The organism is Corynebacterium sp. A21 (genome assembly GCF_052266655.1).
In the GTDB taxonomy this organism is placed as follows: domain Bacteria; phylum Actinomycetota; class Actinomycetes; order Mycobacteriales; family Mycobacteriaceae; genus Corynebacterium.
The window spans coordinates 353,325-377,882 of sequence record NZ_JBQPQY010000002.1 but is presented as its reverse complement, the minus strand read 5'-3'; the positions used below and the strand labels follow the sequence as shown (position 1 = coordinate 377,882).

Annotated in this window: 21 protein-coding genes; 13 read left to right on the top strand and 8 right to left on the bottom strand. The window is 59.3% G+C overall.

What is annotated here, in order from left to right:
* The first annotated feature begins 9 nt into the window (after positions 1-9).
* On the top strand, positions 10-1,008 hold the full coding sequence (locus tag ACTU46_RS05910) for a hypothetical protein (protein ID WP_443380307.1): 999 nt from the start codon (positions 10-12) through the stop codon (positions 1,006-1,008).
* Positions 1,009-1,092: 84 nt separating this feature from the next.
* On the opposite strand, the gene ACTU46_RS05905 is transcribed toward ACTU46_RS05910, so the two are convergent.
* On the bottom strand, positions 1,093-2,496 hold the full coding sequence (locus tag ACTU46_RS05905) for a class II fumarate hydratase (RefSeq protein WP_443380306.1): 1,404 nt from the start codon (positions 2,494-2,496) through the stop codon (positions 1,093-1,095).
* A gap of 267 nt (positions 2,497-2,763) precedes the next feature.
* Between ACTU46_RS05905 and ACTU46_RS05900 the strand changes: the two genes are divergently transcribed.
* Positions 2,764-3,510, top strand: a complete 747-nt coding sequence (locus ACTU46_RS05900; RefSeq protein ID WP_443380305.1) for a GntR family transcriptional regulator — start codon at positions 2,764-2,766, stop codon at positions 3,508-3,510.
* Positions 3,511-3,579: 69 nt separating this feature from the next.
* Here the strand turns inward: ACTU46_RS05900 and ACTU46_RS05895 are convergent, their stop codons facing one another.
* The gene (locus ACTU46_RS05895) at positions 3,580-4,839 is read right to left on the bottom strand and encodes a CaiB/BaiF CoA transferase family protein (protein ID WP_443380304.1); all 1,260 of its coding nucleotides are present in this window, start codon (positions 4,837-4,839) and stop codon (positions 3,580-3,582) included.
* Between the two features lie 226 nt (positions 4,840-5,065).
* Between ACTU46_RS05895 and ACTU46_RS05890 the strand changes: the two genes are divergently transcribed.
* From ACTU46_RS05890 to ACTU46_RS05860, 7 genes are all read left to right on the top strand, one after another.
* On the top strand, positions 5,066-5,827 hold the full coding sequence (locus tag ACTU46_RS05890; RefSeq protein ID WP_443380303.1) for a glucose 1-dehydrogenase: 762 nt from the start codon (positions 5,066-5,068) through the stop codon (positions 5,825-5,827).
* Positions 5,821-7,284 carry an aldehyde dehydrogenase family protein gene (locus tag ACTU46_RS05885; RefSeq protein ID WP_443380302.1) on the top strand — a complete coding sequence of 488 codons (1,464 nt, stop codon included), beginning with the start codon at positions 5,821-5,823 and terminating at the stop codon, positions 7,282-7,284. The genes ACTU46_RS05890 and ACTU46_RS05885 overlap by 7 nt, the downstream gene beginning before the upstream one ends.
* On the top strand, positions 7,281-8,669 hold the full coding sequence (locus tag ACTU46_RS05880) for an MmgE/PrpD family protein (RefSeq protein WP_443380301.1): 1,389 nt from the start codon (positions 7,281-7,283) through the stop codon (positions 8,667-8,669). The genes ACTU46_RS05885 and ACTU46_RS05880 overlap by 4 nt, the downstream gene beginning before the upstream one ends.
* Positions 8,662-9,552: an amidohydrolase family protein gene (locus ACTU46_RS05875; RefSeq protein ID WP_443380300.1), complete on the top strand. Its 891-nt coding sequence runs from the start codon at positions 8,662-8,664 to the stop codon at positions 9,550-9,552. Before ACTU46_RS05880 ends, ACTU46_RS05875 begins: the two co-directional genes overlap by 8 nt.
* Before the next feature lie 104 nt (positions 9,553-9,656).
* Positions 9,657-9,980 (top strand): 2Fe-2S iron-sulfur cluster-binding protein, encoded by a 324-nt coding sequence (locus ACTU46_RS05870; protein WP_443380298.1) that lies wholly within the window; start codon positions 9,657-9,659, stop codon positions 9,978-9,980.
* A gap of 19 nt (positions 9,981-9,999) precedes the next feature.
* Positions 10,000-10,854 carry an SDR family NAD(P)-dependent oxidoreductase gene (locus tag ACTU46_RS05865; RefSeq protein WP_443380296.1) on the top strand — a complete coding sequence of 285 codons (855 nt, stop codon included), beginning with the start codon at positions 10,000-10,002 and terminating at the stop codon, positions 10,852-10,854.
* Positions 10,855-10,887: 33 nt separating this feature from the next.
* Complete coding sequence (locus ACTU46_RS05860; RefSeq protein ID WP_443380294.1) at positions 10,888-12,108, top strand: cytochrome P450; 1,221 nt, start codon at positions 10,888-10,890, stop codon at positions 12,106-12,108.
* A 249-nt stretch (positions 12,109-12,357) separates the two neighbouring features.
* Here the strand turns inward: ACTU46_RS05860 and ACTU46_RS05855 are convergent, their stop codons facing one another.
* From ACTU46_RS05855 to glpX, 5 genes are all read right to left on the bottom strand, one after another.
* Positions 12,358-13,203 (bottom strand): SDR family oxidoreductase, encoded by an 846-nt coding sequence (locus ACTU46_RS05855; RefSeq protein ID WP_443380292.1) that lies wholly within the window; start codon positions 13,201-13,203, stop codon positions 12,358-12,360.
* A gap of 84 nt (positions 13,204-13,287) precedes the next feature.
* A complete protein-coding gene (locus ACTU46_RS05850; protein ID WP_443380290.1) occupies positions 13,288-14,121 on the bottom strand; it encodes an N-acyl homoserine lactonase family protein in 834 nt (277 codons plus the stop codon).
* A 28-nt stretch (positions 14,122-14,149) separates the two neighbouring features.
* Complete coding sequence (locus tag ACTU46_RS05845; protein WP_443380288.1) at positions 14,150-15,379, bottom strand: NAD(P)/FAD-dependent oxidoreductase; 1,230 nt, start codon at positions 15,377-15,379, stop codon at positions 14,150-14,152.
* 2 nt (positions 15,380-15,381) lie between these two features.
* Positions 15,382-16,794 carry an MFS transporter gene (locus ACTU46_RS05840; protein WP_443380286.1) on the bottom strand — a complete coding sequence of 471 codons (1,413 nt, stop codon included), beginning with the start codon at positions 16,792-16,794 and terminating at the stop codon, positions 15,382-15,384.
* A gap of 421 nt (positions 16,795-17,215) precedes the next feature.
* Positions 17,216-18,229, bottom strand: coding sequence for a class II fructose-bisphosphatase (glpX, locus tag ACTU46_RS05835; RefSeq protein WP_443380284.1), 1,014 nt, complete (start codon positions 18,227-18,229; stop codon positions 17,216-17,218).
* A gap of 218 nt (positions 18,230-18,447) precedes the next feature.
* On the opposite strand from glpX, the gene ACTU46_RS05830 reads away from it, so the two are divergent.
* Complete coding sequence (locus ACTU46_RS05830; protein WP_443380282.1) at positions 18,448-19,017, top strand: DUF4245 domain-containing protein; 570 nt, start codon at positions 18,448-18,450, stop codon at positions 19,015-19,017.
* A 336-nt stretch (positions 19,018-19,353) separates the two neighbouring features.
* Here ACTU46_RS05830 and ACTU46_RS05825 read toward each other — a convergent pair whose 3' ends face one another.
* Positions 19,354-20,421, bottom strand: coding sequence for an AbrB family transcriptional regulator (locus tag ACTU46_RS05825; RefSeq protein WP_443380280.1), 1,068 nt, complete (start codon positions 20,419-20,421; stop codon positions 19,354-19,356).
* A 646-nt stretch (positions 20,422-21,067) separates the two neighbouring features.
* On the opposite strand from ACTU46_RS05825, the gene ACTU46_RS05820 reads away from it, so the two are divergent.
* The 3 genes from ACTU46_RS05820 to ACTU46_RS05810 are packed head-to-tail and all read left to right on the top strand — an operon-like array spanning position 21,068 to position 24,337.
* Entirely contained in the window at positions 21,068-22,219 is a 1,152-nt protein-coding gene (locus ACTU46_RS05820; protein WP_443380278.1) for a C4-dicarboxylate TRAP transporter substrate-binding protein, read from the top strand.
* A gap of 25 nt (positions 22,220-22,244) precedes the next feature.
* A complete protein-coding gene (locus tag ACTU46_RS05815) occupies positions 22,245-22,841 on the top strand; it encodes a TRAP transporter small permease (RefSeq protein ID WP_443380276.1) in 597 nt (198 codons plus the stop codon).
* Positions 22,838-24,337, top strand: coding sequence for a TRAP transporter large permease (locus tag ACTU46_RS05810; protein ID WP_443380275.1), 1,500 nt, complete (start codon positions 22,838-22,840; stop codon positions 24,335-24,337). Before ACTU46_RS05815 ends, ACTU46_RS05810 begins: the two co-directional genes overlap by 4 nt.
* The last annotated feature ends 221 nt before the right edge of the window (positions 24,338-24,558 follow it).

The following is a 24,558-nucleotide window of genomic DNA, read 5'->3' as shown; positions in this document are numbered from 1 at the left end:
GAGTTTCACATGTTCTTCAAGAGGTTCCGCTCCCGGAAACCGAAGCCGGCCACCGGTGGTACCAGCACGCCTGCCAGTCAGAAGGGGCAGCCGGTGGTGCCGGGACTGAGTCAGGAAAAGGGCCTGGAACTGCGCAAGGCACTGCGTCACCAATTTGCCGAACATGGGGCCGCCATCCACTTTGAGGGCGCCGCCGGCGTGATCACCCACCCCACCAAGGGACGGATCCGCATTAACTTCGACAATCTGGTGCGCGCCCTCGCCGGCAATGAAAATCCCTATTCCATCCCGCAGCATGCTGCGGCCTTCGTCCAGGCGATCATGACCGAGGACGGCACCGAGAACATGCGCGACCCCGAGATCTACGCCGGGCTCCGCCTGAAACTCACCCCGGTCGCCGGACTCAGCGAGCCGGAGCGGGAGATTGTCGACGCCGCGACCATCGCCCCCTTCACCCGCGATATCGTGGTAGCCCTGGTGCTGGACACCGAGAACACCATCCAGACTGTCTCCCTGGACCGCGCCGAGGAATTCGATGACCTCCCCAGCCTGCATCGCGCCGCCGGGGCGAACCTGCGCAGTGAACTTCGCGCCGCTGAGGTCGAGGTCGTGCACTACCAGGGCACCGAGAATGCGCCGGGAGCGCACTTCTGGTCCTTTGAATCCAATAGCTTCTACCTCGGCAGCGCCCCGCTCTACCTGGAGGAATTCCTTCGGGATCGGGCACCTGACCTGGATCAGTCCAATGGCATCATCTTCGCCGTGCCCAACCGGCACCTGATGCTCGCCCGGGAGGTATCCACTGGCACTGACCTATTGGACGGGCTGCAGCGTCTGGCGATGATCGCTGCCCGATTCGCCCTGGAACGTGCGCACCCGATCTCGCCCTCGCTCCACCTCAGCTACGCCGGGGGACTGGACACCATTTCAGAGATTGACCAGCGTGCCAAGGAACTGAAGATCACCCCGACTGCGCATCTGACCCACCAGCTCGGCCTGCAGAACTAATACGGGGGCGTCGATAAGCAGCTGATAGACAACGCCCGGCCTCCCCAAGAAGGGGAAGCCGGGCGGACTGCTTCTCAGCGGTGCTTACTTGTCGCGGTCGGTGTTCGCCATCGCGAGGACGTCCAGACGCTTGTCCAGCTCTTCCTCAGTCAGGGTCTCACCGTCGACGAAGCCGAGATCGATGACGGTCTGGCGGATGGTCTTGCCCTCGGCCAGCGCGGTCTTGGCGACCTTGGCGGCGTTCTCATAACCGATCGCGGAGTTCAGCGGGGTCACAATGGAGGGGGAGGACTCAGCCTGCCGCTTCATGTGCTCGACATTGGCCTCCAGGCCGTCGACCAGGCGCTCCGCGAAAATGCGGGAGGTGTTGGCCAGCAGATTGATGGACTCCAGGACGTTACGGGCCATCATCGGGATGAAGACGTTGAGCTCGAACTGGCCCTGGGTGCCACCGAAAGCGACGGCGGCGTCATTGCCGATGACCTGGGCGGAGACCTGGGTGGCGGTCTCGCACAGCACCGGGTTGACCTTGCCCGGCATGATGGAGGAACCCGGCTGCAGGTCCGGCAGGCGCAGCTCGCCCAGACCGGTCAGCGGGCCGGAGCCCATCAGTCGGATATCGTTGGCGATCTTGTAGAAGGACACGGCGACGGTACGCAGTGCGCCGGAGATCTCGACCAGGGCATCGCGGTTGGCCTGGGCCTCGAAGTGGTTCTCCGCCTCGGAGAGCAGCTCGATGCCGGTCAGCTTGATCAGCTCAGCGGTGACCTTGGCACCGAAATCCGCCGGGGTGTTCAAACCGGTGCCCACAGCGGTGCCGCCGATCGGCAGCTCACCGACGCGCGGCAGGGTGGACTCAACGCGCTGGATACCCAGCTCGATCTGGCGGGCATAACCGGAGAACTCCTGGCCCAGGGTGACCGGGACGGCATCCATCAGGTGGGTGCGGCCGGACTTGACCACGGACTTCCACTCCTTGGACTTGTTGTCCAGGGAGGTGTGCAGCTGCTTCAACGCCGGCAGCAGCTGCTTGACGGCAGCCTCGGTGGTGGCCACATGGGTGGCGGTGGGGAAGGTGTCGTTCGAGGACTGGCCCATGTTGACGTGATCGTTCGGGTGGATCTCCACACCATTGCGCTTGGCGATGGAAGCGATGACCTCGTTGGTGTTCATGTTCGAGGAAGTGCCAGAACCGGTCTGGAACACGTCGATCGGGAACTCGGCATCATGGATGCCCTCCGCGATCTCCTTGGCAGCGGCGACGATCGCATTGCCCTTCTCCTCATCAAGCAGGCCACGCTCCACGTTGACGGTGGCGCAGGCGGCCTTCAACAGACCCATGGCGCGGATCTGCGCAGACTCCAGCGGGCGGCCGGAGATCGGGAAGTTCTCAACGGCACGCTGGGTCTGGGCACTCCACAGCGCCTGGGCGGGAACCTTAACCTCGCCCATGGTGTCGTGTTCGATGCGGAATTCCTGCTCGGTCATGAAATCACTCCAATTAAATGTGTGTCTGTTGGGACGACCCAAGCTTACCTTTCCAGCGAGGGCTCCTCACCGATATGCCTGCTCAATCCCGGCTCGGTCGCATTCAAGTATGACCGAATCAGGGGAGGGGTGGGGGGAGTTGTGGGCAATACCCGGCTCAAAGCTTGAATTCACACACTTTCATGGGGTGCACCCGCCGGAATTCACGCTCAGAGTGGCGCAAGGTACTCTCCGGTTAAACAAAGTCCGGATCGACGAGGAGACGAGATGACCACCGTGGATTCGACGGGGGAAGGCAGCGACCCGCAGTTCCTGGAGGGACTCAAGCTGTTGCTGATGCGCAATCTCGGGGTCAATGACCGTGAGGAGTCCCTGGTCGCGCAAATCGCCTGCGATGTCGGATTCCGGATCATCGAGGGCAAGTTACTGCCCGGTGAAGAAGTGAATTCAGTGGACTTGGCGAAACAGTTCGGTACCAGTCGAACTCCGGTCCGAGAGGCCCTGCTGCTGCTGGAGAAGCAGAATATGGTCATCGTTCCGGCCCGTCGCCGCCCCCGAGTCGCTGATTTCATGGAGGTGCCGGTTGAGCAGATCTATCATGCCCGAGCACTTCTCACCGGTTTCATGTCAGCGGCGGTGTGCCGCAATTGGCAGGGAAATGATCTCGACCCGATGCGGGAGAAGGTCCAGCAGATGGTTGATGCCTGCGAATCCGGGGATGTTAACGCCTTTTTCTGGGCGAATATTGGTTTCGGTGAGTGTGCCACCTTAATCGCCGGCAATGATCTCATCGCCGGTTTCATTGACTCCATTGGCCTCTCAAGTCTGCGGCTTCGCCGAAAGTCCATGTCTCTCCCCGGACGGATGCTGGAGTCCTCCCGAGACCACCAACGTCTGATCCTGGCTTTTGAACACCGAGATACACAGCTCTCCCAGGCACTGTCTATGGGAATCATCCGGGATGCCTATCTGACATTGACCGGAGATGATCCCAGGAACTGGCCCTTCATCTGATTTGGGCTAAAAAACAGTGCCATTCCCACGGAGGAATGGCACTGAAAGTTCAGTAGCTGACGGTGAAATCTAGCGGGAGAGATCAGGCTCCTTCAGCGGGGAGCTCTGGACAATTCCTGAGGCGATAAGCTCATCAATCTCAGCAGAGGATTTCTGCAGGACATCGCGCAGGATCTCACCGGTGTGCTCTCCCAGGGTCGGCGGAAACGTATCCGCGGTCCGCGGCGAACGACTGAGTTTGATCGGATTTCCCAGGGTTTTGACGGTTGCGCCGTTTTCCCCCTCAAGCTCGACCACCATATTGCGGTGTAGCACCTGCGGGTTGGACAGCGCCAGGTCAAGGTCATTGACCATCCCGACGGGAATGCCGGCCTGATTGAAGAGGGCGACCCACTCTTGGGCGGGCTTAGCCAGGAACGCGGGTTCAATAATCGCCCACAGTGCCTCCTTGTTGCGTAGGCGGTCACTGTTTCGGAGGAAGCGGGGATCTTCGACCAGTTCCGCATGGCCGAGAACCTCTGCCATCGCCCGCCACATCCGTTCGGTGTTTGCCGTGGTCACGATGTCTCGGCCGTCCTGAGCCGTGAACTGGCGGTAGGTGGGGATGGCATCGTGACCACTGCCCTGACGTCCGGGCACCTCACCGGACTCCAGATAGTAGGTGCCCTGGTAACTGAGCATCGCGACCAGGCAGTCGAGCATGGAGATGTCGATGAACTCTCCCTGGCCGGTTTCTTTTAGGTTGTGCAGTGCAGCGAGGATGCCGATGGCGGCGTGCAGACCAGCGGCCAGATCTCCCACCGGCAGGCCAGTGCGGACCGGACTTCCGCCGCGCTCACCGGTCAGGCTCATGCTTCCTGATAATGCCTGGACGATCATGTCGTAGGCAGGGAGGTCGCGGTCGGGGCCGGTCTGGCCGAACCCGCTGATGGAGGACCAGATGAGGGAGGGGGTGCGCTTGAGTTCTTCATCACGGTCGATACCGAGTCGGGAGAGCACCCCGGGGCGGAAGTTTTCCACGATGACATCACAATTATCGATCAGATCACGGACGATATCGGAGGCACCGGGTGCCTTGAGGTCGATGACGATGGACTGCTTGTTCCGGTTGATGGTGTGGAAGTAGGCGCTGTCACCTCGGATGAAGTGGGGCGGAACGGTACGGCTGAGGTCACCTGCCGGGGCTTCTACCTTGATGATCTCGGCACCCATGTCCCCGAGGAGCTGTGTTCCATAAGGGCCGGACAGGAACTGGGTGAAGTCAAGGATCCGGATCCCGTTCAGGGGGCCGTTGCTCGGGGTTACGGGGGTGGTAGGCGATTCAGTCATGTTTTCTGCGCTTCTCTTCTCTCGGGACTTCTGGCAATGATGCAGGTCATGTCGTGCTGGCTCTGTGACTTGAGCCGCGTGGGGTCAGCTTAGGGGAAAAATTCTTTTGTGTCGACACTTGACGAGATGCGTGTCACGTTTGTAGGGTGATTGTCATGTTCGATACGCAGAAATGCTCGAACAAGTCGACACTAAGTGGTGTTGGTCAACTTTGAAAGGAACAGCTATGCGTTTGGAGAACGAAGTCGCAATCATCACCGGCGGTGGATCGGGCATGGGCCGTACCGGCGCTATCCGTTTCGCCACTGAAGGCGCAGAGATCGTGGTTGCGGACCTTAACTTGGCAGCCGCACAGGAGACTGTGAAGCTGGTTGAGGCAGCCGGTGGTCGGGCCATCGCGATTAAGTCCGATGTGGGAAGCCTTCAGGGCAACCAGGACGCAGTTACCGCAGCTCTGGACACTTATGGCAAACTCTCCATCGTTTGGGCCAACGCCGGTGTGGCCACTTCCGTCAAGCCCCTCATCGAGGCAGAAGACTCTGATGAGAAGCACTTCGATTTGATGCACGCGGTCAATGTCAAGGGCCCGTGGCACATGGCGCGTGCCGCCATGCCGCACCTCAAGGAGCAGAACGGCTCCATGGTCATCACGGCCTCGCTCTCCGGCCTCACCGCTCGCCCGGGAAACTCGGCCTACTCCGCCACCAAGGGCGCAGCTGTCCAGATCACCCGCGCGCTGGCCATCGAGTTCGCTCCGCATGTCCGGGTCAACTCCATCTGCCCGGTCGCCACCGAAACCCCGATGCAGGCTGTATTCACCCCCGGTGACATGGCAAAGGTCATTCAACCGAAGATCATTGCCGGCATCCCGATGGGCCGACTGGCTACCACTGACGATATGTCCAACGCTGCGCTCTTCCTCGCCTCCCGCGAGGCCAGCATGATCACCGGTCATAACCTGCCGGTTGACGGAGGTTCCCTGTGCTAGACACCAAGGTTCGCCAGATCAACTCCTTCTACGGTTCTTTCATCGACGGTCGAATGGCCGAAGAGGGATCCACCTCCACCTTCGAGAGCATCAACCCGGCCAACGGCGAAGTGCTGACCTCAATCCAAGCCGGTGGCCAGCGCGAGGTTGATGACGCCGTCGCCAATGCTAAGGCTGCTTTCCCCGCTTGGCGCGACTTGCCGGGCGTCGAGAAGGGCCGCATCTTCCTCGCCATCAGCGAGAAGATCAAGGAAAATGCTGAGCGACTGATCGTCCTCGAGTCTCTTGACAACGGTAAGTCGCGGATGGACGCCCAGTTCGACGTCATGACCTCCGCACGCTACTTCGAGTACTACGCCGGCCTGGCAGACAAGCTCGGTGGCGAGACTATCCCGCTGGGAGATTCCCATATCTCCTACACCCGCTCAGAGCCTTTCGGCGTCACCGCCCACATCGTCCCTTGGAATGCCGCTTTCCAGCAGGCCGCCCGTGGCGTCGCCCCTGCACTGATCGCCGGCAACACGGCCGTGGTCAAGCCTGCGGAGGACACGTCAATCACCACCGTTGAATTGGCCAAGATCGCTCTTGAGGCAGGCTTGCCAGCCGGCGTGTTCAACGTTGTTACCGGGCTGGGCAAGGATGCCGGTGCCGCCTTGGTCAGCCACCCGGACATCGGTCGCGTAACCTTCACCGGTTCCGTTCCCACCGGTCAGGAGATCATGCGGGCCTCCGCAGCGAACCTGAACCCGCTGACCCTGGAGCTCGGTGGAAAGGCTCCCAACATCATCTTCGAGGATGCCCCGCTCGAAGCTGCCATCCGTGGCTCACTCATGGCAATTAACATCAATGCCGGTCAGGTCTGTGCGGCCGGCTCCCGCCTGCTGGTGCACAGCTCCCTGCATGACCAGGTCGTCGATAAGCTTGTTGAGCTCAACAGCAAGATCAAGCTCGGCCCGGGCACCTCGGATGCCCAAATGGGTCCGATCACCACTGCTGCCCAGTTCCAGAAGGTTCAGGAATACCTGGAGATCGGTCGCGCTGAGGGCGCAGAGGTCGCCGGCGGCGGTGCCCGTGCCACTGGTGAAGGGCTGGACGCCGGCCAGTTCATTCAGCCGACCATCTTCGTCGGCGTGAAGAACAGTATGCGCATCGCGCAGGAAGAGATCTTTGGCCCGGTGCTCTCGGTGATTAAGTTCGACACCGAGGAGGAAGCCGTCCAGATCGCTAATGACACCCAGTACGGTCTCACCGCAGGCCTATGGACCCAGAACCTGGGTCGTGCCCACCGCGTCGCCGCACAGATCCAGGCTGGCCAGGTCTCCGTCAACGACTTCTTCGCTGGCGGTATCCAGGCACCTTTTGGTGGCTATAAGCGTAGTGGCTTCGGTCGCGAGAAGGGCACCCACGCGGTGTCTGAGTACCTGCAGACCAAGACTGTGAGCATGAAGCTGACATGATCGCACGCGCTGAGCAGCAGCAACTCGAAACATCGCTGAACGAACTGGTTGAGCGATGCCGGAACCTGGGGCGCAATGATCTGAGCAGCCGGGCGGTGGAGACCGCGCGTCACAGTCTCCTGGACTGGCTGGGATGTGCGATCGCCGGGGCCAACGAGCCTGCCGCTCAGCGATTCTTGAGCGTGCTCGATCCTGCCACCGGAGATTCCCCGGTGATCGGTACAGCTCAGGGACTGCACTGGCGGGATGCCATGATGGTCAACGCCTTCAACGGTCACCTCCTGGACTTCGATGACATGCTTCCCTCCTATTCTGGTCACCCCAGCGCCGTCATTCTGCCGGCAGTCCTGGGGGTCGGATTCGATGAGGGCTCGAGCATCTCGGAGATCATCACCGCGCTGGTTATTGGGACCGAAGCAGGGGACTGGGTGGCACGCCAGGTGATGCCGGGGCATTATGACTCCGGTTGGCATGCCACCGGGACCATCGGAACCTTTGCCGCCGCCGCCGCAATCAGCTACCTCCGGGGACTGGATCACGTCCAGTGGATCAGTGCGCTGGACACCGCAGCCACCCAATCCGCCGGACTGAAAGCGATGTTCGGAACCCTGGCCAAGCCCCTGCACGCGGGAAATGCCAGCCAAGCAGGGGCCATGGCCGCCGGGCTCGCTGAGATCTCTGAGTCATCGGGCCGCGCCGTCATCGGTGACTTCGGTTTCATCTCCAACTACCGAGGTGAAACCGGACCCTCCAACGTTCCTTCGCACTTCGAGTTCGCGATCGAAGGAATGCTCTATAAGACCTATGCCTCCTGCTTCATGACACAGGCCTCGGTCGACATCGGCCATCAGGCAAGAGCCGAACTCGGCTCACTCGAAGGAGCAAGCATTGAACTGATCGCGAGTCCCAAACTCGCCGATGTTTGTGCCATCGAAGATCCCCAGACTCCTCATGACGCGAAGTTCAGCCTTCACGCCACCTTCGCACTCGCTGCCCTCGGCCATGATCTGAGTACCGAGAAGTCATTCTCCACCCCCAATCTTCAGGATAAACAGTACCGCGAACTCCGGAAACGGATCCACCTGAACTTCGACCCGGCATTGATCGGTAACGAAACCAGGATCCAGGTAAACATCCGGTTCCCGGATGGACGGGAGTGGATAGCCAGCATTGACAGGGGCGAACCTGCCAGCGACCTCAACTCCCGCGGGGAGACCCTCACCGCGAAGTTCCGGCAGTTGGCGCTCCCGCACTTGGGTACTGTCCAGACTGCCCTGGTCACAGACCTGGCGCTACAGGGCAGTGAGCAGCTGGTCAGCGAACTCATCAATTACACCCGCATCACCGACACCATCCCATCAAAGGAGAACCAGTCCCATGGCTAGCGAGAAACTCACCCTCGATCAGGTCTACGCGATCGACGTCCACGCACATGCGCTGAACAGCAGCCGTGCGGTGAAAGAGGGCAAAGACGAGGTGGGTGATGCCACGCGCGCGGATCAAGCCAAGCGATGGAAAACCGACCTGGTCAACATCGACCTAGACGGCACCGCTGAGTACTATCGCGAGCGCAAGATGATGGCTGTGATCTTCGGTGTCGACTCTGAGCGACACATGGGCGATGTCCGAGTTCCCAATGATGAGGTCGCTGAGGCTGCACAGCGGCACAGCGATGTGCTCATTCCCTTCGCCTCGATCGATCCCTACCGTGGAAAGTCAGGTCTGGCTGAGGCCCGTGACCTGATCGAGAATTACGGCATCAAGGGCTTCAAGTTTCACCCGAGTGTCCAAGATTTCGAGCCTAATGATCCAATGGCCTATAAATTCTATGAGCTGATCGCCGAGCATAACTTGGTTGGCCTCTTCCACTCGGGTCAGACCGGCATTGGCCGAAACTCACCAGGTGGTGGCGGCGTCCGACTCCGCTACTCCAACCCGCTGTACTACGACGATATTGCGGTTGACTTCCCGGAGATGAAGATCATTATCGCCCACCCGTCCTTCCCCTGGCAGGACGAAGCACTGGCGGTGGCCCGCCACAAGCAGAACGTCTACATCGACCTTTCCGGCTGGTCACCGAAGTACTTCGAGGACAAGCTGGTCCAGCACTCAAACACCCTGATCAAGGACAAGGTGCTCTTCGGTAGTGACTTCCCCCTGCTGACCCCGGACCGTTGGCTCGAGGACTTTGCCAAGCGTGAGTTCAAGGAAGAGGTCAAACCGCTGATCCTCCGGGAGAACGCTATTCGACTTTTCGACCTCAAGTAGACACAAAACCGACCCCCAATTCCGGCCCTCAGGGGCAGGAAACCCTAGGTCAACTGCAATTCCCGGCACACCGCAGGAACGAGAAGGAGCTAAAAGTGAGCCTCATGTCTGATACCAAGCCACAGGACACCAATACCGAAAATGATCAGGAATCCGGGAACACCGCTTTCCAGGTCTACCTCGCGCTCAGTGAGAAAGAGTACGAGGTCCCCGCGGATAAGTCCATCCTCCAGGTCCTGTCTGAAGCCGGTGAACCGGTGATCTCATCCTGCCAGGAGGGCACTTGTGGCACTTGTGAAACCCCGGTGATTTCTGGCGAGGTCGATCACCGCTGCCGAGTCCTCGACGAGGAAGAACGCGAAGCCAATGAATCGATGATGATCTGCGTATCTCGGGCACGCTGCTCGCGGCTCGAAATCGATATGTGACAGATGAAGGAGAATAACCATGAGTGACTTTCGCAACCGCACCGCGGTGGTGACCGGTGGTGCCAGTGGTATCGGTTTCGCCCTCATCGAGGCCTTCCTTGAAGCCGGAGGAAACGCCGTGATCGCCGATATTGAGGATGCCGCGCTCGACCGGGCGTTGGCAGCCCTCCTCGAGAAGGGATATCCCGCCGAAAGGGTCATCGGTGTCCGCACTGATGTCCGCAAGGTTGAGGACCTGGAAGACCTGGCGAAGCAGACCGTTGAGACCTTCGGCGCGGTGCACGTGCTGTGCAATAACGCTGGCGTGGAGACCGGCGGTAGCTTCGGCCAGATCCCAGCGGCCGCGTGGCAGTGGGTCATGGATGTCAACTTCTTCGGGGTTCTCAATGGTTGCCGCGTCTTCCTGCCTTACCTTGAGCAACAGGACAGCGCCCATATCGTCAACACCGCTTCGGTGGCGGCATTTGCCTCCGGCACCGCGACGATGATTCCTTACTGTGCCTCGAAGATGGCGATTCTCGGTATGAGCGAATCTCTGGAGATTGAACTTCGGGCGAGAAATAGCCCGGTATCGCTGTCGGTGCTGGCTCCCGGTCCGGTCAAGACCAATATGACCAATGCTGAGCGCAACCGCCCCTCGGATGTACCAGCTGCGGAAGAAGAAGCACGTAAGTCGGAGATCGCCCGGCTGGCGAAGGTGACCGAGGAAAAGGGCATGGAACCCAGCGAGGTCGCCCGACAGGTGCTTGAGTCAATCGAGCAGAAGAACTTCTTCATCCTCACCCATCCGGAGATGGCACTCCAAGGTGTCCGTACCCGTTTGAACTGGATGGAGACCGGCAAAGCCCCGGAACCTCGCACCGCCGGAACCTAAACACCACCACCCCAATAGATAAGGAATGAGACCATGACCTCCACCATTGAAGTTATTGAAGCTCCCGTCTACGAGGGCGATCCCTTCGCCATGGAATCCCTATTGAACCCGCATGCAGCTGATGGCGAGGTCCGGGAGCTCGGCCCCGTGGTCTACATCAAGAAGTACGACTACTACGCCATCACCCAATTCGCTCCAATGCAGAAAGCCCTGCGTGATTTCCGCCGCATCGGTTCCTCGGATCGACCCTTCTACGAGGACAATCCTTTCCGCCCGAAGGTTCTGGTGCTGGAGGATCCGCCGACACACACGGTCTCCAAGAACGCGGTGATGTCGGTGCTCTCCGGTGAGAACCTGGCGAAGTTCGAGAAGTACTTCACCGCCGAGGCGGAGCGCCTCGTCGATGAGCTGCTTATCGACGGCCCCGTCGAGGTCGACGCCTTCAGGGATCTCGCCGTCCGGTATGTCCTCAAAGTCTTCCCCGACATGCTCGGACTCCCAGCGGAAGGCCGTGACCTGCTGCTGAAGTTCGGTGAGGGCGTGTTCAACGTCTTCGGCCCGCCGAGTGAGTTCCAGAAGCAGAAGTTGGCCCTGGCCGCTGAAGCCCAGCAGTGGGTAGAGGAGAACACCTACCGAGATCGTCAGGCTGAGGGAGGAGTGGGTGACCAGCTCTACAAGATGGCTGATGAGGGCACGCTCACGGAGGAGAATGCCCGTCAGATCCTCAAGTCCATTTTCGCGGCAGGTTTCGACACCACCACCGCCTCACTCGCCTCGATGTTCCGTGCCTTTGCGGATAACCCGGACCAGTGGGAGTTGCTGAAGACGAATCCGGAGCTGCTCGAGAATGCCTGGGAGGAGGCCATCCGTTTCTACCCGGCTTCCCGTTATGGTGGCCGCTACGCCAAGGAAGAGGTCGTCGTCGGTGGAACGCGGATTCCGGAGGGCGGCAAGATTCTGACTATGTGGCTCGGTGCCGGCCGCGACCACCGCCAGTACGAGAACCCGAATGAGTTCCATATCGACCGTGACATGAAGAAGGGTCATCTTTCCTTCGGCTTCGGCATCCACACCTGCGCCGGCAATCTGATTGCCCGTCTCGAAGCACGGGTACTGCTCAAGGCAATCCTGGAGCGGGTCGACCGCATCGAGCTGGTCGGTGAGCCTCGGCAGGCCGTCGCTTATCAGGCCTTCGGCCACGATTATGTGCCGATTCAGCTGGTTCCACGCGAGCAGAAGCTTGATCTAAGCTGATCCAGATCTCCATGGAAAAGGTCCCCGGTTCCGCACAATGCGGAGCCGGGGACCACTATTTCCGCAGTTAGTAGGAGTGTGGCTGGAGGAATATCCCGTCACTGACGAGGCTTCGGAGGGTGAGGAAGAACCGCTGAATATGGGGCAGCGGAGTACCCGGGAGATCGTGGCGTCGCTAAGTGTGGCTCAGAGTTCGATACCCAGACCAAAGCCGTCGCCTCAGGTGCTGAGGCGACGGCTGCGTTTCGGTCAGACTTCCGGATACAAAGAGGTGGGGCCGACATGCTGACCGCCACCGTCAATGTTGAGGACCGCTCCGGTGACATAGCTAGAAGAACGGGAGGCGAGGAAGATGGCGAGTCCCTCAAGCTCCGCGAGCTGTCCGGAGCGGTGGAGTGCCGACATCTTGGCGAAGGCCCCGTCTAAGGCTTTGGCCGCCGGGTTATTCTTGCGGATATTGGTCTCGAAGAGCCCAGGGGCGATCGCATTGACGGTGATCCCCTTGCCTGCAAGCTCCAAGGCCGCATTACGCACCAGGCCGATCACTCCCGTCTTAGACGCCGCGTAGGCATAGCCAACCAGCGGATCTGCCCTTACTCCAGCAAGTGAAGCGGTGACGATGATCCGGCCCCGACCCGCTGGAGCCATATGGCGGCTAGCCAGGGACATGGTGTTGACAGCCCCGGTCAGGTTGACGTCAATGACATCCTGCCAGCGCGCCCGGTCGAAGTCAGCGAGGGTACCGGTGCTATTAATGGGTCCGGGGCCAGCGGAGATACCGGCATTGGCGAAGACCACCTGGAAAGGATGTTGTGCTGCCAAGACCTGCAGCTCCCGATCGAAGGCCTCAAAGTCGGTGATGTCTACCTCGACTACGCGGGCGGTAATTCCTGCTTCGTCCAGGATATCCAGGGCGGCCTGCAACTGTTCCGGGTTCCGGTCCAACAGGGTGACCTCGGCGCCGACCTCCCCTAGGGTCCGTGCGATGTGGAATCCGATGCCGCTGGCACCGCCGGTGACCAGTGCATGGGTACCGCGGAGATCGAAGAGTTCGAGCAACTTCGAGATTTGTCGTTCAGTGGTGGGGGCGCTCATGTTGATCTGTTCCTTTGAGTTGGTTCCAGAGAGAAAGGGAAAGCGCGAGGAGACGATGCCCCCTCGCGTGCCTGCGCCCGGCTACTAGCGGACCGGGGTGCGCGGTCCGCCGAACTCAGCCCAATCTCGGTAGTCATGGATGATCCAGAGCTTGGCATCCTCTTCTTCAGTGATTTGGATCAGCTTCTTGATGCTCTCGACCGCGAGCTCCGGGTCAGCGTCAGTAGGAGCGGGGGAGAGGAGTTCGACAGCTTCACGCAGGTGGACCACATCTGAGGAGAGGACGATATTCTGGCCGGGCAGCCGAACCAGGACCGCCATCTGCCCCGGAGTATGACCGGGGAGGTGGAGCAACTCAATAGCGCCGTCGCCGAAGAGGTCATGGCGATCGGAACTGATGGTGGTCCAGTTGAAGGACAGCACTTCATCGGAAAGGAAGTCGTGGTCCATTACCAAGTGAGCGGACTCCGGGTTCGGATTCCTGCCGTACTCAAGCTCGCCGGGGCCGACGATGAATTCAGCATTCGGGAACTGGAAGAGCCCACCAGCATGATCGGTGTGGAGATGGGAGACGATGACATGGGTGATATCGGCCGGGGTGTAGCCGAGCATTTTCAGCTGAGCTTCGACGGTCTCTTCCGGCTTGGACTCGATCATCGAGGTCTCTGGGCGGTCACCGAAGAGCAACGCGGGGTCCTCGCAGACACAGGGGTGGAAGCCGGTGTCGACCATGATCAGGCCTTTGTCATGCTCGATCAGGAAGGTCGGCAACGGGATCTCCACTGGGCCACTGGCACCGACGACCATGTGTTCGGCCTGCATGGTCATATTCGGGGAGTCGAGACCGTAGAGAATATTGGCGGTCTTCTGCGCCTGGCTGGTGGTGGTGAGGGTGCGGGGGACAGCAGGAGTGGACATGGTGGTTCTCCGATTCACGTAGAGGGTTCTAAGAGGACGCCACAGTGGCGAGCTTGAGGTGCTTTCGCAGATCGAAGTCCGGGGACTCCGCTTCCGATAGCGGGAGGCGGATTTGCTCGGTGAAGAGCCTTCGGACGATGGTCTGATCTGCGGGGGAGTTCACTGACTCGGCCCCGACCAGCTCCCCGTTCCGGAAAGCCAGGACGGAGAACTTCTTCTTCCCGGGATCACCCAGGACCAGGATCTCGTCCTCGGGGAGAACCAGACCGGTCATCTGCAGTCGGTACCGTCCCTGGGTGGACCAAAACCAGGGAATGACCGCATAGGACTCCTCCGTGCCGAGGATGGCATTGGCGACGTGCCTGCCCTGATCGGTAGCGTTCTGCACGGATTCCAAGCGGATCCGCGCCGGGCCGGAGGTGAATGCGGCGCAGTCTCCAATGGCGAAGATGGCAGGGTCAGAGGTGCGCAGGGAATCGTCGACCACGATCCCGTTGTCCACGCTGAGATCGGCTTCGAGAGCGATCTCGACATTGGGGGCCACGCCGATACCCACGACAATGAGGTCAGCCTCGTAGCGATCTCCGGTGGTGGAGATCGCCGCGATGGCTCTGCCGGACTCATCGGTCTCGATGGATTCCAGTCCTTCATTGAAACGCATGCTGATGCCGTGTTCTTCGTAGCGCTGAGCGAACCAGGTGCCACTATAGGGAGTCAGCGCACGGTTCATGGGACGATCCGCAAACTCTAGGACAGTGACCTCACACTCGTGCTTGAGGGCAGCGACGGCGAACTCCATGCCGATGAATCCGGCGCCGATGACCACCACCTTCGCCGCGGCATCGATGCCCGCCTTAAGTAACTCGGCGTCGGAAAGCGTCTTGAGGGTGTGGACTCCGGCGGCCTCGGCACCTTCACAGCGCAAGAGACGAGGGCGGGCACCGGTGGCGACCACCAGGTTGTCATAGTCAAAGACCCCGGCGGAGGTATGAAGTTTCTTAGTCGCGCGGTCGATATGCTCTGCGGTCGTCTCAAGAAGCAGCCTGATGTCGTTCTCGGCGTAGAATTCTGCCTCCCTGATGGGAAGTGGAGCAGCCTCGAAATCAACCCTCATATAGTCCTTGGACAGTGGTGGACGCTGGTAGGGAAGCTCGCGGCCGGCATCGACGATGATGATCGGTTCCCGGTATCCTCCTGCCCGGAGGGTTTCTGCAGTCTGGACACCACCGTGTCCACCGCCGATGATGATGGTGCTCATGATTAACGTCCTTCCACGGTTGCAGGAACCGGTGTGTTGGCGATTACCGCTGTTCGGAGGGCGTCGGCGGCAGCGAGTTCGGCCTCCATGGTTTTACGCTGATTAGCTAGGACGACCAGCCAGACCAAGCAGATCAGGGAGACCACCAGAGTCAGGACCACGAAGATCGCGACAGACCAGATGCTTCCGGTGATCTGGTACAAGGTGGCCGCGATCATTGGGGCAAAACCAGAGCCGATGACGTTGGAGACCTGATAGCCCAGGGACATGCCGGTGAAACGAACCGGGGTGGGGAAAGCGTCGGCGAATAGTGCCGGCTGTGCACCATAAGTGATGGGGTAGAGGATGCCGAATCCCACCGCATAGGCACCGATGATGATGAAGGTATTGGTGGTCTGGAGTCCCGCGATCATGCCGATGATGGCGACCATGGCGAGCAGGGTACCGATCGCGACCTGCTTGCGACGGTCGATTCTGTCGGAGAGATTTCCGAAGAACAGGACGGTGGGGATCTGGAGGATGAAGGCCACCAGAGTTGCCGTCAGCATGACATTTGGGGCGATACCCAGGTTGTTGGTGCCGTGGTTGACCAGGTAGACCATGATGATGATGGAGAAGGTGCCGTAGCCGAGGAATCCGCCGATAACGAGCAGGACCGGCTTCATGTGGTTCTTCATTACCTCGGTCAGCGGAACCTTGACCTCTTCGCCGCGGTCCTTGGAGGTCTGAAAGTCCGGGGACTCCGCGATCTTCATCCGGATCATCAGACCGACGAACACCAGGACAATGGAGAAAATGAAGGGGATGCGCCAGCCCCAGGAGTAGAGGTGTTCATCGGGGAGGAAGGTGACGGCCAGGAAAGCAGCGTTACCGAGAATGGAACCGGCAGCCGGACCCACCTGGGGTACCGCGGCGAAGAAACCGCGGCGCTCCTCGGGGGCGTACTCGAATGCCATGAGGATGGCTCCACCCCACTCGCCACCGAACGCGATGCCCTGGATGAAACGGAGGGTGACCAGCAGGATCGGAGCGAGCATCCCGAGGGTGGCGTAACCCGGCATGAAGCCGATGCAGACGGTGACGGCGCCCATCATCAGCAGAGTGATCACCAGGATGGGCTTGCGGCCAATCTTATCGCCGTAGTGGCCGAAGATGATCGCGCCGAGTGGTCGGGCAATGAAACCGACGGCCAGAGTCGCAAATGTCAGCAGCGTCGAGATGAAAGGATCAGATCCGGGGAAGAAGAGCTTCGGGAAGATCAGCGCGGCGGCGAGACCGTAGATCGAGAAGTCAAAGTACTCGATTGCATTGCCGGCGAGGCTGGCACCGGCGACGGTACGGAGCTTCTGCCGGGTTTCTGCCTTATTCGCTGGCGGATCTGTCGACACAGTTTGAGGGTCTGACGTCGGGGCCATGGTGTTCTCCTTGGTTAAAGGGAGGCTTGGGGAGCTATTTTGCCTGAACTTGAGTATCGACGGGGCATGAACCGGAGGGAAGGCAGCTTCCCTGGGATTTTGAATGTGAGTCCTGGATCACTTAAAGAGTCGACACTTCATCAGTGGCTCAATCTTGTTGCACGGGACACATTTTGTCAAGAGATGTGACTCGGACTATCTGTTTTCCTGACTGTGAATGGCTATTTATCCAAGTAAATGCAGAGTTTCTCGTCCATGCCTGTCCGTGGACCGCGCTCTCGCGGCAGGCTGCCACAGGAAGAACCGCCCAAAAAAGTAGCTCAGGGTCGACACTGCTGGGGGTAGGCATAAAAAAACCAGGCAGGGCCATTGGGGCCTGCCTGGTTTTTCGCTGACTGGTTAAGAGTCAGGGGTAGAGAGTTTAGATGCCGGGAGTGCCGGAGTAATCCACCACGGAGTACTCCTGCAGCTTGGCCAGCTTGTGCACCGACTCGATGTGGCGGACGGTGCCGGACTTCGAGCGCATGACCAGTGAACGGGTGGTGGCACCATTGGCGCGGTAGCTCACGCCGCGGAGCATGTCGCCGTTGGTGACGCCGGTGGCTGCGAAGTAGCAGTTGTCGGAGTTGACCAGGTCGTTGGTGAACAGCACCCGATTGAGCTCGTGGCCGGCATCGAGGGCCTTACGTGCTTCGGCCTCATTCTGCGGGGCGAGGATGCCTTGAATCTCGCCGCCCATGGCCTTCATGGCGCACGCGGTGATGATGCCCTCCGGGGTGCCACCGGTGCCCAGCATGATGTCGATGGAGTTTGAACTCTGTGCAGCGGCAATGGCACCTGCGACGTCGCCATCGGAGATCAAACGGACCTTGGCTCCGGCGCGACGGATATCGGCGATCAGATCCTTGTGGCGGGGGCGGTCCAGCACCACGACGGTGACGTCGGAAGCAGCGACGCCCTTAGCCTTGGCCACCGCGTTGATGTTGTGATCCACCGGAGCGGCGATGTCCACCTTTCCCGCGGCCTCGGGGCCCACTGCCAGCTTCTTCATGTAGTAGACGGCGGAGGGGTCGTACATGGAGCCCCGCTCGGCGGCGGCGATGACGGAGATGGCATTCGGGCGGCCCTCCGCCATCAGGGTGGTGCCATCGACCGGATCGACGGCGATATCAACCTCAGCGCCCTCGCCGGTGCCGACCTTCTCACCGTTGAAGAGCATCGGGGCTTCATCCTTCTCGCCCTCGCCGATGACAATCACACCGCGCATGTTCACGGAGTTGATCAGCTGGCGCATGGCATCGACGGCGGCACCGTCACCTTCGTTCTTCATGCCGCGTCCGACCCAGCGGCCGGAAGCCAGGGCTGCAGCCTCGGTGACTCGGACCAGCTCCATTGCGAGGTTACGGTCCAGGCTTTCGCTGGCTTTTGCGTTCATGTGTGTACGGCCTCCTGAAGAAGATGGATTCGCATTGGCGATATTTAGGGTGAGGGTTGGCTCGGGGTCAACCTGCCTGGTCCTACGTTCGCCCATTCTTCCACCTTCTGCGTCCGCTTTTGGGAGATTGACCACCCGAAAGAGGGGGATAGGTCACGTATGTCTCACTCTGGGGCGGAAATTCCGTGCCTTGGGCAAGGCATGCCATACTGGCTGATGTGGCTGATGAAAAACCTCGTATCCTCCAAGGCGGCAAGGACATGCTCCTTTCCGTCGGTGTGGTCGTCCTCGTGATGGTGCTCATGGTCGGTTTCACCGGCATGTGCACCTGGAACCCAGGCGCCCCGAAACAAGGCCCCGTGCAGGAGGTGGATGCAGAAACTTTCACCTCGATGGAAGCCCGGGCAATGAATTTTCCGGTTCGTTTTCCGGAGAACCCGGAAGGGTGGGTGACCAACTCGGCCCGCCGCAGCTTCCTCGGTAATACCCCGGCGGTCACCGTCGGCTGGGTCACCGTCGATGGCGGCTACTTGCAGCTGACCCAGAGCGGGGAATTGCTCGAGGATGCGGTGAAGGGCATCGACCCAGATCCCCGCACCTTGGAGCGCACCCAGGATATCGCCGGTGAAGAAGTCCAGATCTACAGCTCCGAGGACAATGACGTCCGAGATCTTTGGGCGGTAGACCTCGAGGATGTCCGGATCCTGCTCACCGGTGCCGGCACCGATGAGGAGTTCAGCACCTTGCTTGAAGCAGTCATTGAGACTGAGCCGCTGCCGAGCGAGTAGAACTCAGCACTGAAAAGCTCCAGCCGCAACGCGGTTGGAGCTTTTTCGGGCTCTAGGGGAGAGTGCGCCTTGGATCGGGGCGGGAAACCCGGCCAAATCAAGTCGTTCTGAAGGTCTCGGTGCTTGGGCCCAGTCAGATTGAAAGCAGATGCTCGTTCTCGGATCTAGCGACGTTCATCCTGGCCCGAGCGGGTAGGGGTTTGCCCCATGGGGGTGAGAGTAAACTCCGAGCACTATTGGATAGGGCAATTAATGTGCTCGTTGGATGGTCTGTACCGCCAGGCTGATCAGATAGCTCCGAGGAGGTCTGGAACTTTGGGGAAGGACATGTCTGGCTCAGCTCCGGGTGATGAATCTGATGACTCTCGGCAAGGATGCGGCGACGAGAAGAATGAGAATCAGGCGAATTAACTGAATGGCTACAACCTCGGGGCTGGTACCAGTCTCGCTGGAGATGGCTAGGACGGTGTCCATGGCGCCAGGGCTGGTTGACAGGTAAGCATCGTAGTAGGAAATATCGAGCCAGCCTGCGAGCGGATATGCAAACAGAGCACAAGCGCCGATCAAAATCGCGATAAAGGTGAGAGTGATGGGCAATTGATGGCCGAAAAGCTTAAGTGAGGCCATGGATAGGGTACCGCCGCAGAGCCATCCGATCGAGAGAAAAGCGATAATTCGAAGAGTTTCGGGCGGCTGCAGACTCAGCTCCTGAGGAAGGAGCAGGGAGACCCCAATTGAGAGAGCCAAAGGGCCGAGGATGGCGGGTACGGGAAGCCTCAGTAGTTTTGCGAGTGGTCCTCCACCCACGGCCATCGCTATGACTGCTAGGACGATCCACCAGGGTTGCTCTCCTGCGCTTAGCGCCTCAGGTCCACGAGGCAGGGGAGCAGACAAGAAACTCGTCACTATCGGCAGCGACAGTGCCACCGCCAGCAAGCGAAGATACTGCGTGAGGGCGACATAGCGAGTATCAGCTCCTATCTCTTCTGCGATCGCGGGCATGAAAGCAGCTCCGCCAGCAAGCATGGACAAGGCACCTGTCTCGCGACTGATCTCCTTTTGCGACCGCGCCAGGAGCAGGCCTCCGGTGAGTCCAATGCTGATGGTCATGGCAGCGACCATGAGGCCGGGAAGAAGGAAACTCACCAGCGTGTCTAGCGATTCTCCTACCAGCGGAATTCCCGCCATGATCCCGACGATGCCGGCACCGAAGGTGTAGAGAGTTCGGTTGACTGGCAGCGTATTCCCATTGAGCAAAGATGATGCGCCGGCGGCAATAATTCCGGCCAAGATCCAGGCGGCTGGGACGTGCCAGCGGGAGAATAGCCAGCCAAGCAGTAGCGACAGTGGAACCACCGCCACCCATCGGAAGGCCGTGGCACGGTCAAAGCCCTGATTGTTCATACTTTCAGCTCGCTCCTATTCTCTGGATCTCGAGATTGTCGTTTCAAGATGCGCGGGATATGCGTCGGCCTTCGGGGCTGGCGGTTGCCCGATTTCCTGGCAGTTTGGGGCGGAAGGGTGTGCCGGTATTCGTCATTATTAAGGTATTGGTTGATGCGTTTTCACATATAGGGCACCTGAAAAAGGGGTGATGGCTGGCATAGGGTTCTCGGTGGGGCCAGGAAGTGGCTGGTGACAACATTCGCAGGCAAGGATCCGGCTGGCGCAGTCATGATGAGTTCCTCATGCTCGCCCTTGAGACTTGCGCTTGCTGCAGCTGGATGGGCCGTCATCTGACCCCGTTGAGGGTTGGGCGCCAGCTCCTTGGGGGACCCTGTTGCGTGGTAGCACGGGACTGAACCTGGGGATAGCTGAGATTTTGATGACAGTCATCCATTGATTGTGCCTTGAGTCACTTGCGTGATTGGGGTCACGGACTTAAACTGTCGACACATCGAAATTTTCATCCATCGATCCTTATGAGGGGCCTTCTGTGAAAAACAGTACCAAGAGTCAGCCTTTCCACCGTCAGCGCAGTTCTTTTTGGCCAGTTGCCGCCATTCTATCCTTGACTGCACTGACCCTCGCTGCCTGTGGGGGAGGTGGGATGTCGACAGATAGTGGTGATGTGTCAAATGCCAGTGCTTCCGGCGAGCAAACCTTGGTCAAGGCAAACCCGCCTTATGGTCCGGACCATATGATGAGCACCGCCATGACTCAGTTCGCCGATATTGTGTCCAAGGACTCGGATGGCCAACTGGCCTTCGAGCACTACTTTGCGGATTCTCTGGTTAAACAGCCTGAGGTTGCCACCAGTCTCGACGGTGGAGTCATCGATCTGGGCTATCTGGGAATGGCCTACACCCCAGCTTCCTTCCCCATCGATGCCTGGGCTGCACAGCTCGGTTACGGGAGTGATGAACGCCCAGTCGTCGGGCTACTGGCCAGTGCGGCAGCAACCGTCGAGTGGGCCTACACCGTCCCCGAGCTGTCCGCGGAACTGGAAGACGCTGGTAGCTACCCGCTCATCCCGCGTTTTCAGAACCATGATAACTACCAGTTGCTGTGTAAACAGCCGGTTGAATCGCTCGCGGACGCAGCCGGGAAGCGTGTTCGGGTCGGCGGAGAACTCTACGCTGATGCCGTCGAATCTCTGGGAATGACACCGGTGACCTTATCGGGGGCCGAAATCTATGAGGGTTTTGAACGCGGAGTAGTGGACTGCTTCGTTGGAGCTGAGCCAGATATGACAGGACTCGGGCTCTGGGAAATAGGCAAGAACTTCACCAAAGTCGATTTCCCGGGATGGAACAGTATCTCCTTGGCTTCGGGCACAAGCTTCATGAATTCTCTGAACGAGGAACAGAAATCTGCCTTTGATGAAAACCGCGCAGAATTCATGCAGATCTACTATGAGGGCTACTTCAATGAGCAGAAGCGATTCCACCAGAATGACTCGGAAATGGAACTGGAGATAATCCAACCCGAGGAAGACCTGCAAAAGGCACTCGATGACCATTTCGCCGGAGTTCGAGAGAACATGATCACCAATGCGCCGGCGAGTATTGAAGATCCGGAGGCTGCTGTCCTCCGCTTCGAGGAGCTCCGCGATAAATGGACCAAGATCGTTGTGGATCTTGGCTACGACAAGGGTTATGCCACCCACGGTGAGTGGGCCAAGAACTTGGGCGAAGAGTCAATCGACCTGGAGCCATGGTCCGACAAACTGGACGAAGAGATCTTCTCCAAGTTGTCCTGACCGCTAACTTCTTTGAAGGATAACAATGGGTAACACCGCAACAAACCGTCTCACAACGTCGTCGCCGCTCCTAGATCGAATTGATAAAGCGGTCAACGTACTTGTCCGCGTTTCCCTATATATCGGCGGCGCAGCTGCCCTGGCCATGGTCATTAATGTGTTTCTCGATGTCGTCCTGCGGTTTTTGTTGAACTCGCCCATCCAGGGAACTAATCAGTTTGTGTCCTTCTGGTGGATGCTACCGGTGGTGTTTTTTGGGCTAGCTGCAGCTCAGCAGTATGGAGAGCACACCGATCTGCCGATCGTCCACGACCACCTCTCCGATAGGGGCCAAGCAGTCATCGCCTTGGTCGCCTTGACCTGTACCGGACTATTCGCGCTCCTGATCGGATGGTTCGGTTTAGGCAACGCTCTCGACCAAGCCATTGTCGGCGAATACGACTCATCTACGGGGGTTACGATCTGGCCTCCACGCTTCGCTATTCCCATCGCTTGTCTGGCCTTCGTCATGATCATCATTGCGCAGATGCTCCGGGAAATCAGCAGGCTATTGACCTCTCCCAGAACCAGCTCAGATCCGGATTCCGTCCTGGATGACAATGAAATGGAGAATGCCCGATGAGCATCGCAATCGGTGAAAAAGCCCCTGAGGATCAACTGAAGTCCCCGTTGGTGGGATCGAAACAACTTTCATCGCGTCCTTCTTCCATTGTCCTGACCGTACTATTGGCTGTCTTACTCGGTGAGATCGTTCTCATCTTGTCCGGGGCGTTGGAGACCAAGACACAGGTCGCCCTGGCCTGCATCATCCTACTTCTCACTCTGATGGCCTGCCGAGTACCAATCGCAGTGGCCATGGGACTGGCGGGTCTGCTCGGTATCTGGCGGATCAGCGGATCCTCCGTCATGGAGCGCAGCCTGGTTGACCTGCCTGCTTCCAATGGAGCCAGTTGGTCCCTGAGCGTCATTCCGATGTTTATCTTCATGGGGCTGCTTCTCTGGAAGAGTGGGTCCACCGCCCGCATTTTCGATGCCGCTCGTGCCTGGTTGAACTGGCTCCCCGGTGGCCTCGCCATTACCACCAACATAGCCGGAGCTGGTCTGGCTGCCGCGAGTGGTTCGACCATCGGTATTGCCTACGCAATCAGCCGCATCGGCATCCCGGAAATGCTGAAGTCCGGTTATGATAAACGGCTCGCAGTCGGGTCGGTGATCATGGCCGGACTACCGGGCCAACTGATTCCCCCAAGCCTCTTGTTGGTTGTCTATGCAGGCATAGCTAATCTTCCAGTTGGTCCGCAGCTGCTTGCGGGTGTTGTCCCAGGAATTCTCCTGGCGCTGGTCGTTAACGTTGCCATTCTTATTCTCGCCCTCGTGTTCCCCGGCCTTGCCGGAAAGAAGCTGGAGGGAGCTGGATGGTCTGCCCGATGGGAGTCCTTGGCCCAAGTCTGGCCTATGCCAGTTCTGGTAATGGTGGTTCTCGGTGGTCTCTACGGTGGCTTCTTCACCGCTACCGAGGCCGCAGCCGTGGGATGCATAGGTGCCCTCATCATTACGGCAGCCTACATCCGGGGTAAGGAGTTCTGGAAGGCCGTCGGGAGTGCTCTCAGTGGTACTGTGCTGGCAACCGGTTCGGTGTTCTTCCTTCTCATCGGAGCCGCGTTTGTGACCCGTATGTTGGCTCTCAGTGAAATCCCATTCATGTTCACACAGTGGATCGATGGGATGGGATTGACCGCCACGCAGTTCGTCATCGCTGCAGTCATAGTCCTCATCGTGCTGGGTATGTTCATGGACCCGATTTCCCTGATGCTCCTGAGCATCCCGGTCATGCTGCCGACACTGAATACCCTTGGCATTGATCTGCTGTGGTTTGGTGTCATCGTCGTACTTGCTGCCGAAATCGGCATGTTGACACCACCGGTTGGTGTGCTGGTCTTCCTGATCCACAAGATCGCGCAAGCTCCGGAAGTCAACCTTGGCCAAAACATCACCTTAGGGACGGTATTCGGGTCAGCGTTGATGGGAGTGCCACTGGCACTTCTTGTGATCGCCCTATTGATAATCTTCCCGGAGCTGGTGACCTGGTTGCCATCTGGCGGAGATGTTGTGAAATAACTCGGATCGTGCCCCGTCGTTGTCTATTTTGGCTTGGATCCACCGGTGAAGTTAAGTCCCAGTGTCCCGAGAGGAGAGTACAACCCTCCTGGACTGGAATAATGCGCCTTGCCGAAGGTCTTTGCCGCCAGACCAGAAGAGTAGCTCCACGATGAAGCGGGTTTGCTCTCTCGCGACCGAATCAGCATCACCTGATGATCTCAACCTCTCCTGAATCTCTC

What these genes read in the sequence shown, in the direction of transcription:
- ACTU46_RS05910 (WP_443380307.1), top strand. Translation starts at nt 10, where the DNA reads ATGTTCTTCAAGAGGTTCCGCTCCCGGAAACCGAAGCCGGCCACCGGT.
- ACTU46_RS05905 (WP_443380306.1), bottom strand. Translation starts at nt 2,496, where the DNA reads ATGACCGAGCAGGAATTCCGCATCGAACACGACACCATGGGCGAGGTT.
- ACTU46_RS05900 (WP_443380305.1), top strand. Translation starts at nt 2,764, where the DNA reads ATGACCACCGTGGATTCGACGGGGGAAGGCAGCGACCCGCAGTTCCTG.
- ACTU46_RS05895 (WP_443380304.1), bottom strand. Translation starts at nt 4,839, where the DNA reads ATGACTGAATCGCCTACCACCCCCGTAACCCCGAGCAACGGCCCCCTG.
- ACTU46_RS05890 (WP_443380303.1), top strand. Translation starts at nt 5,066, where the DNA reads ATGCGTTTGGAGAACGAAGTCGCAATCATCACCGGCGGTGGATCGGGC.
- ACTU46_RS05880 (WP_443380301.1), top strand. Translation starts at nt 7,281, where the DNA reads ATGATCGCACGCGCTGAGCAGCAGCAACTCGAAACATCGCTGAACGAA.
- ACTU46_RS05875 (WP_443380300.1), top strand. Translation starts at nt 8,662, where the DNA reads ATGGCTAGCGAGAAACTCACCCTCGATCAGGTCTACGCGATCGACGTC.
- ACTU46_RS05870 (WP_443380298.1), top strand. Translation starts at nt 9,657, where the DNA reads ATGTCTGATACCAAGCCACAGGACACCAATACCGAAAATGATCAGGAA.
- ACTU46_RS05865 (WP_443380296.1), top strand. Translation starts at nt 10,000, where the DNA reads ATGAGTGACTTTCGCAACCGCACCGCGGTGGTGACCGGTGGTGCCAGT.
- ACTU46_RS05860 (WP_443380294.1), top strand. Translation starts at nt 10,888, where the DNA reads ATGACCTCCACCATTGAAGTTATTGAAGCTCCCGTCTACGAGGGCGAT.
- ACTU46_RS05855 (WP_443380292.1), bottom strand. Translation starts at nt 13,203, where the DNA reads ATGAGCGCCCCCACCACTGAACGACAAATCTCGAAGTTGCTCGAACTC.
- ACTU46_RS05850 (WP_443380290.1), bottom strand. Translation starts at nt 14,121, where the DNA reads ATGTCCACTCCTGCTGTCCCCCGCACCCTCACCACCACCAGCCAGGCG.
- ACTU46_RS05845 (WP_443380288.1), bottom strand. Translation starts at nt 15,379, where the DNA reads ATGAGCACCATCATCATCGGCGGTGGACACGGTGGTGTCCAGACTGCA.
- ACTU46_RS05840 (WP_443380286.1), bottom strand. Translation starts at nt 16,794, where the DNA reads ATGGCCCCGACGTCAGACCCTCAAACTGTGTCGACAGATCCGCCAGCG.
- glpX (WP_443380284.1), bottom strand. Translation starts at nt 18,229, where the DNA reads ATGAACGCAAAAGCCAGCGAAAGCCTGGACCGTAACCTCGCAATGGAG.
- ACTU46_RS05825 (WP_443380280.1), bottom strand. Translation starts at nt 20,421, where the DNA reads ATGAACAATCAGGGCTTTGACCGTGCCACGGCCTTCCGATGGGTGGCG.
- ACTU46_RS05820 (WP_443380278.1), top strand. Translation starts at nt 21,068, where the DNA reads ATGTCGACAGATAGTGGTGATGTGTCAAATGCCAGTGCTTCCGGCGAG.
- ACTU46_RS05815 (WP_443380276.1), top strand. Translation starts at nt 22,245, where the DNA reads ATGGGTAACACCGCAACAAACCGTCTCACAACGTCGTCGCCGCTCCTA.
- ACTU46_RS05810 (WP_443380275.1), top strand. Translation starts at nt 22,838, where the DNA reads ATGAGCATCGCAATCGGTGAAAAAGCCCCTGAGGATCAACTGAAGTCC.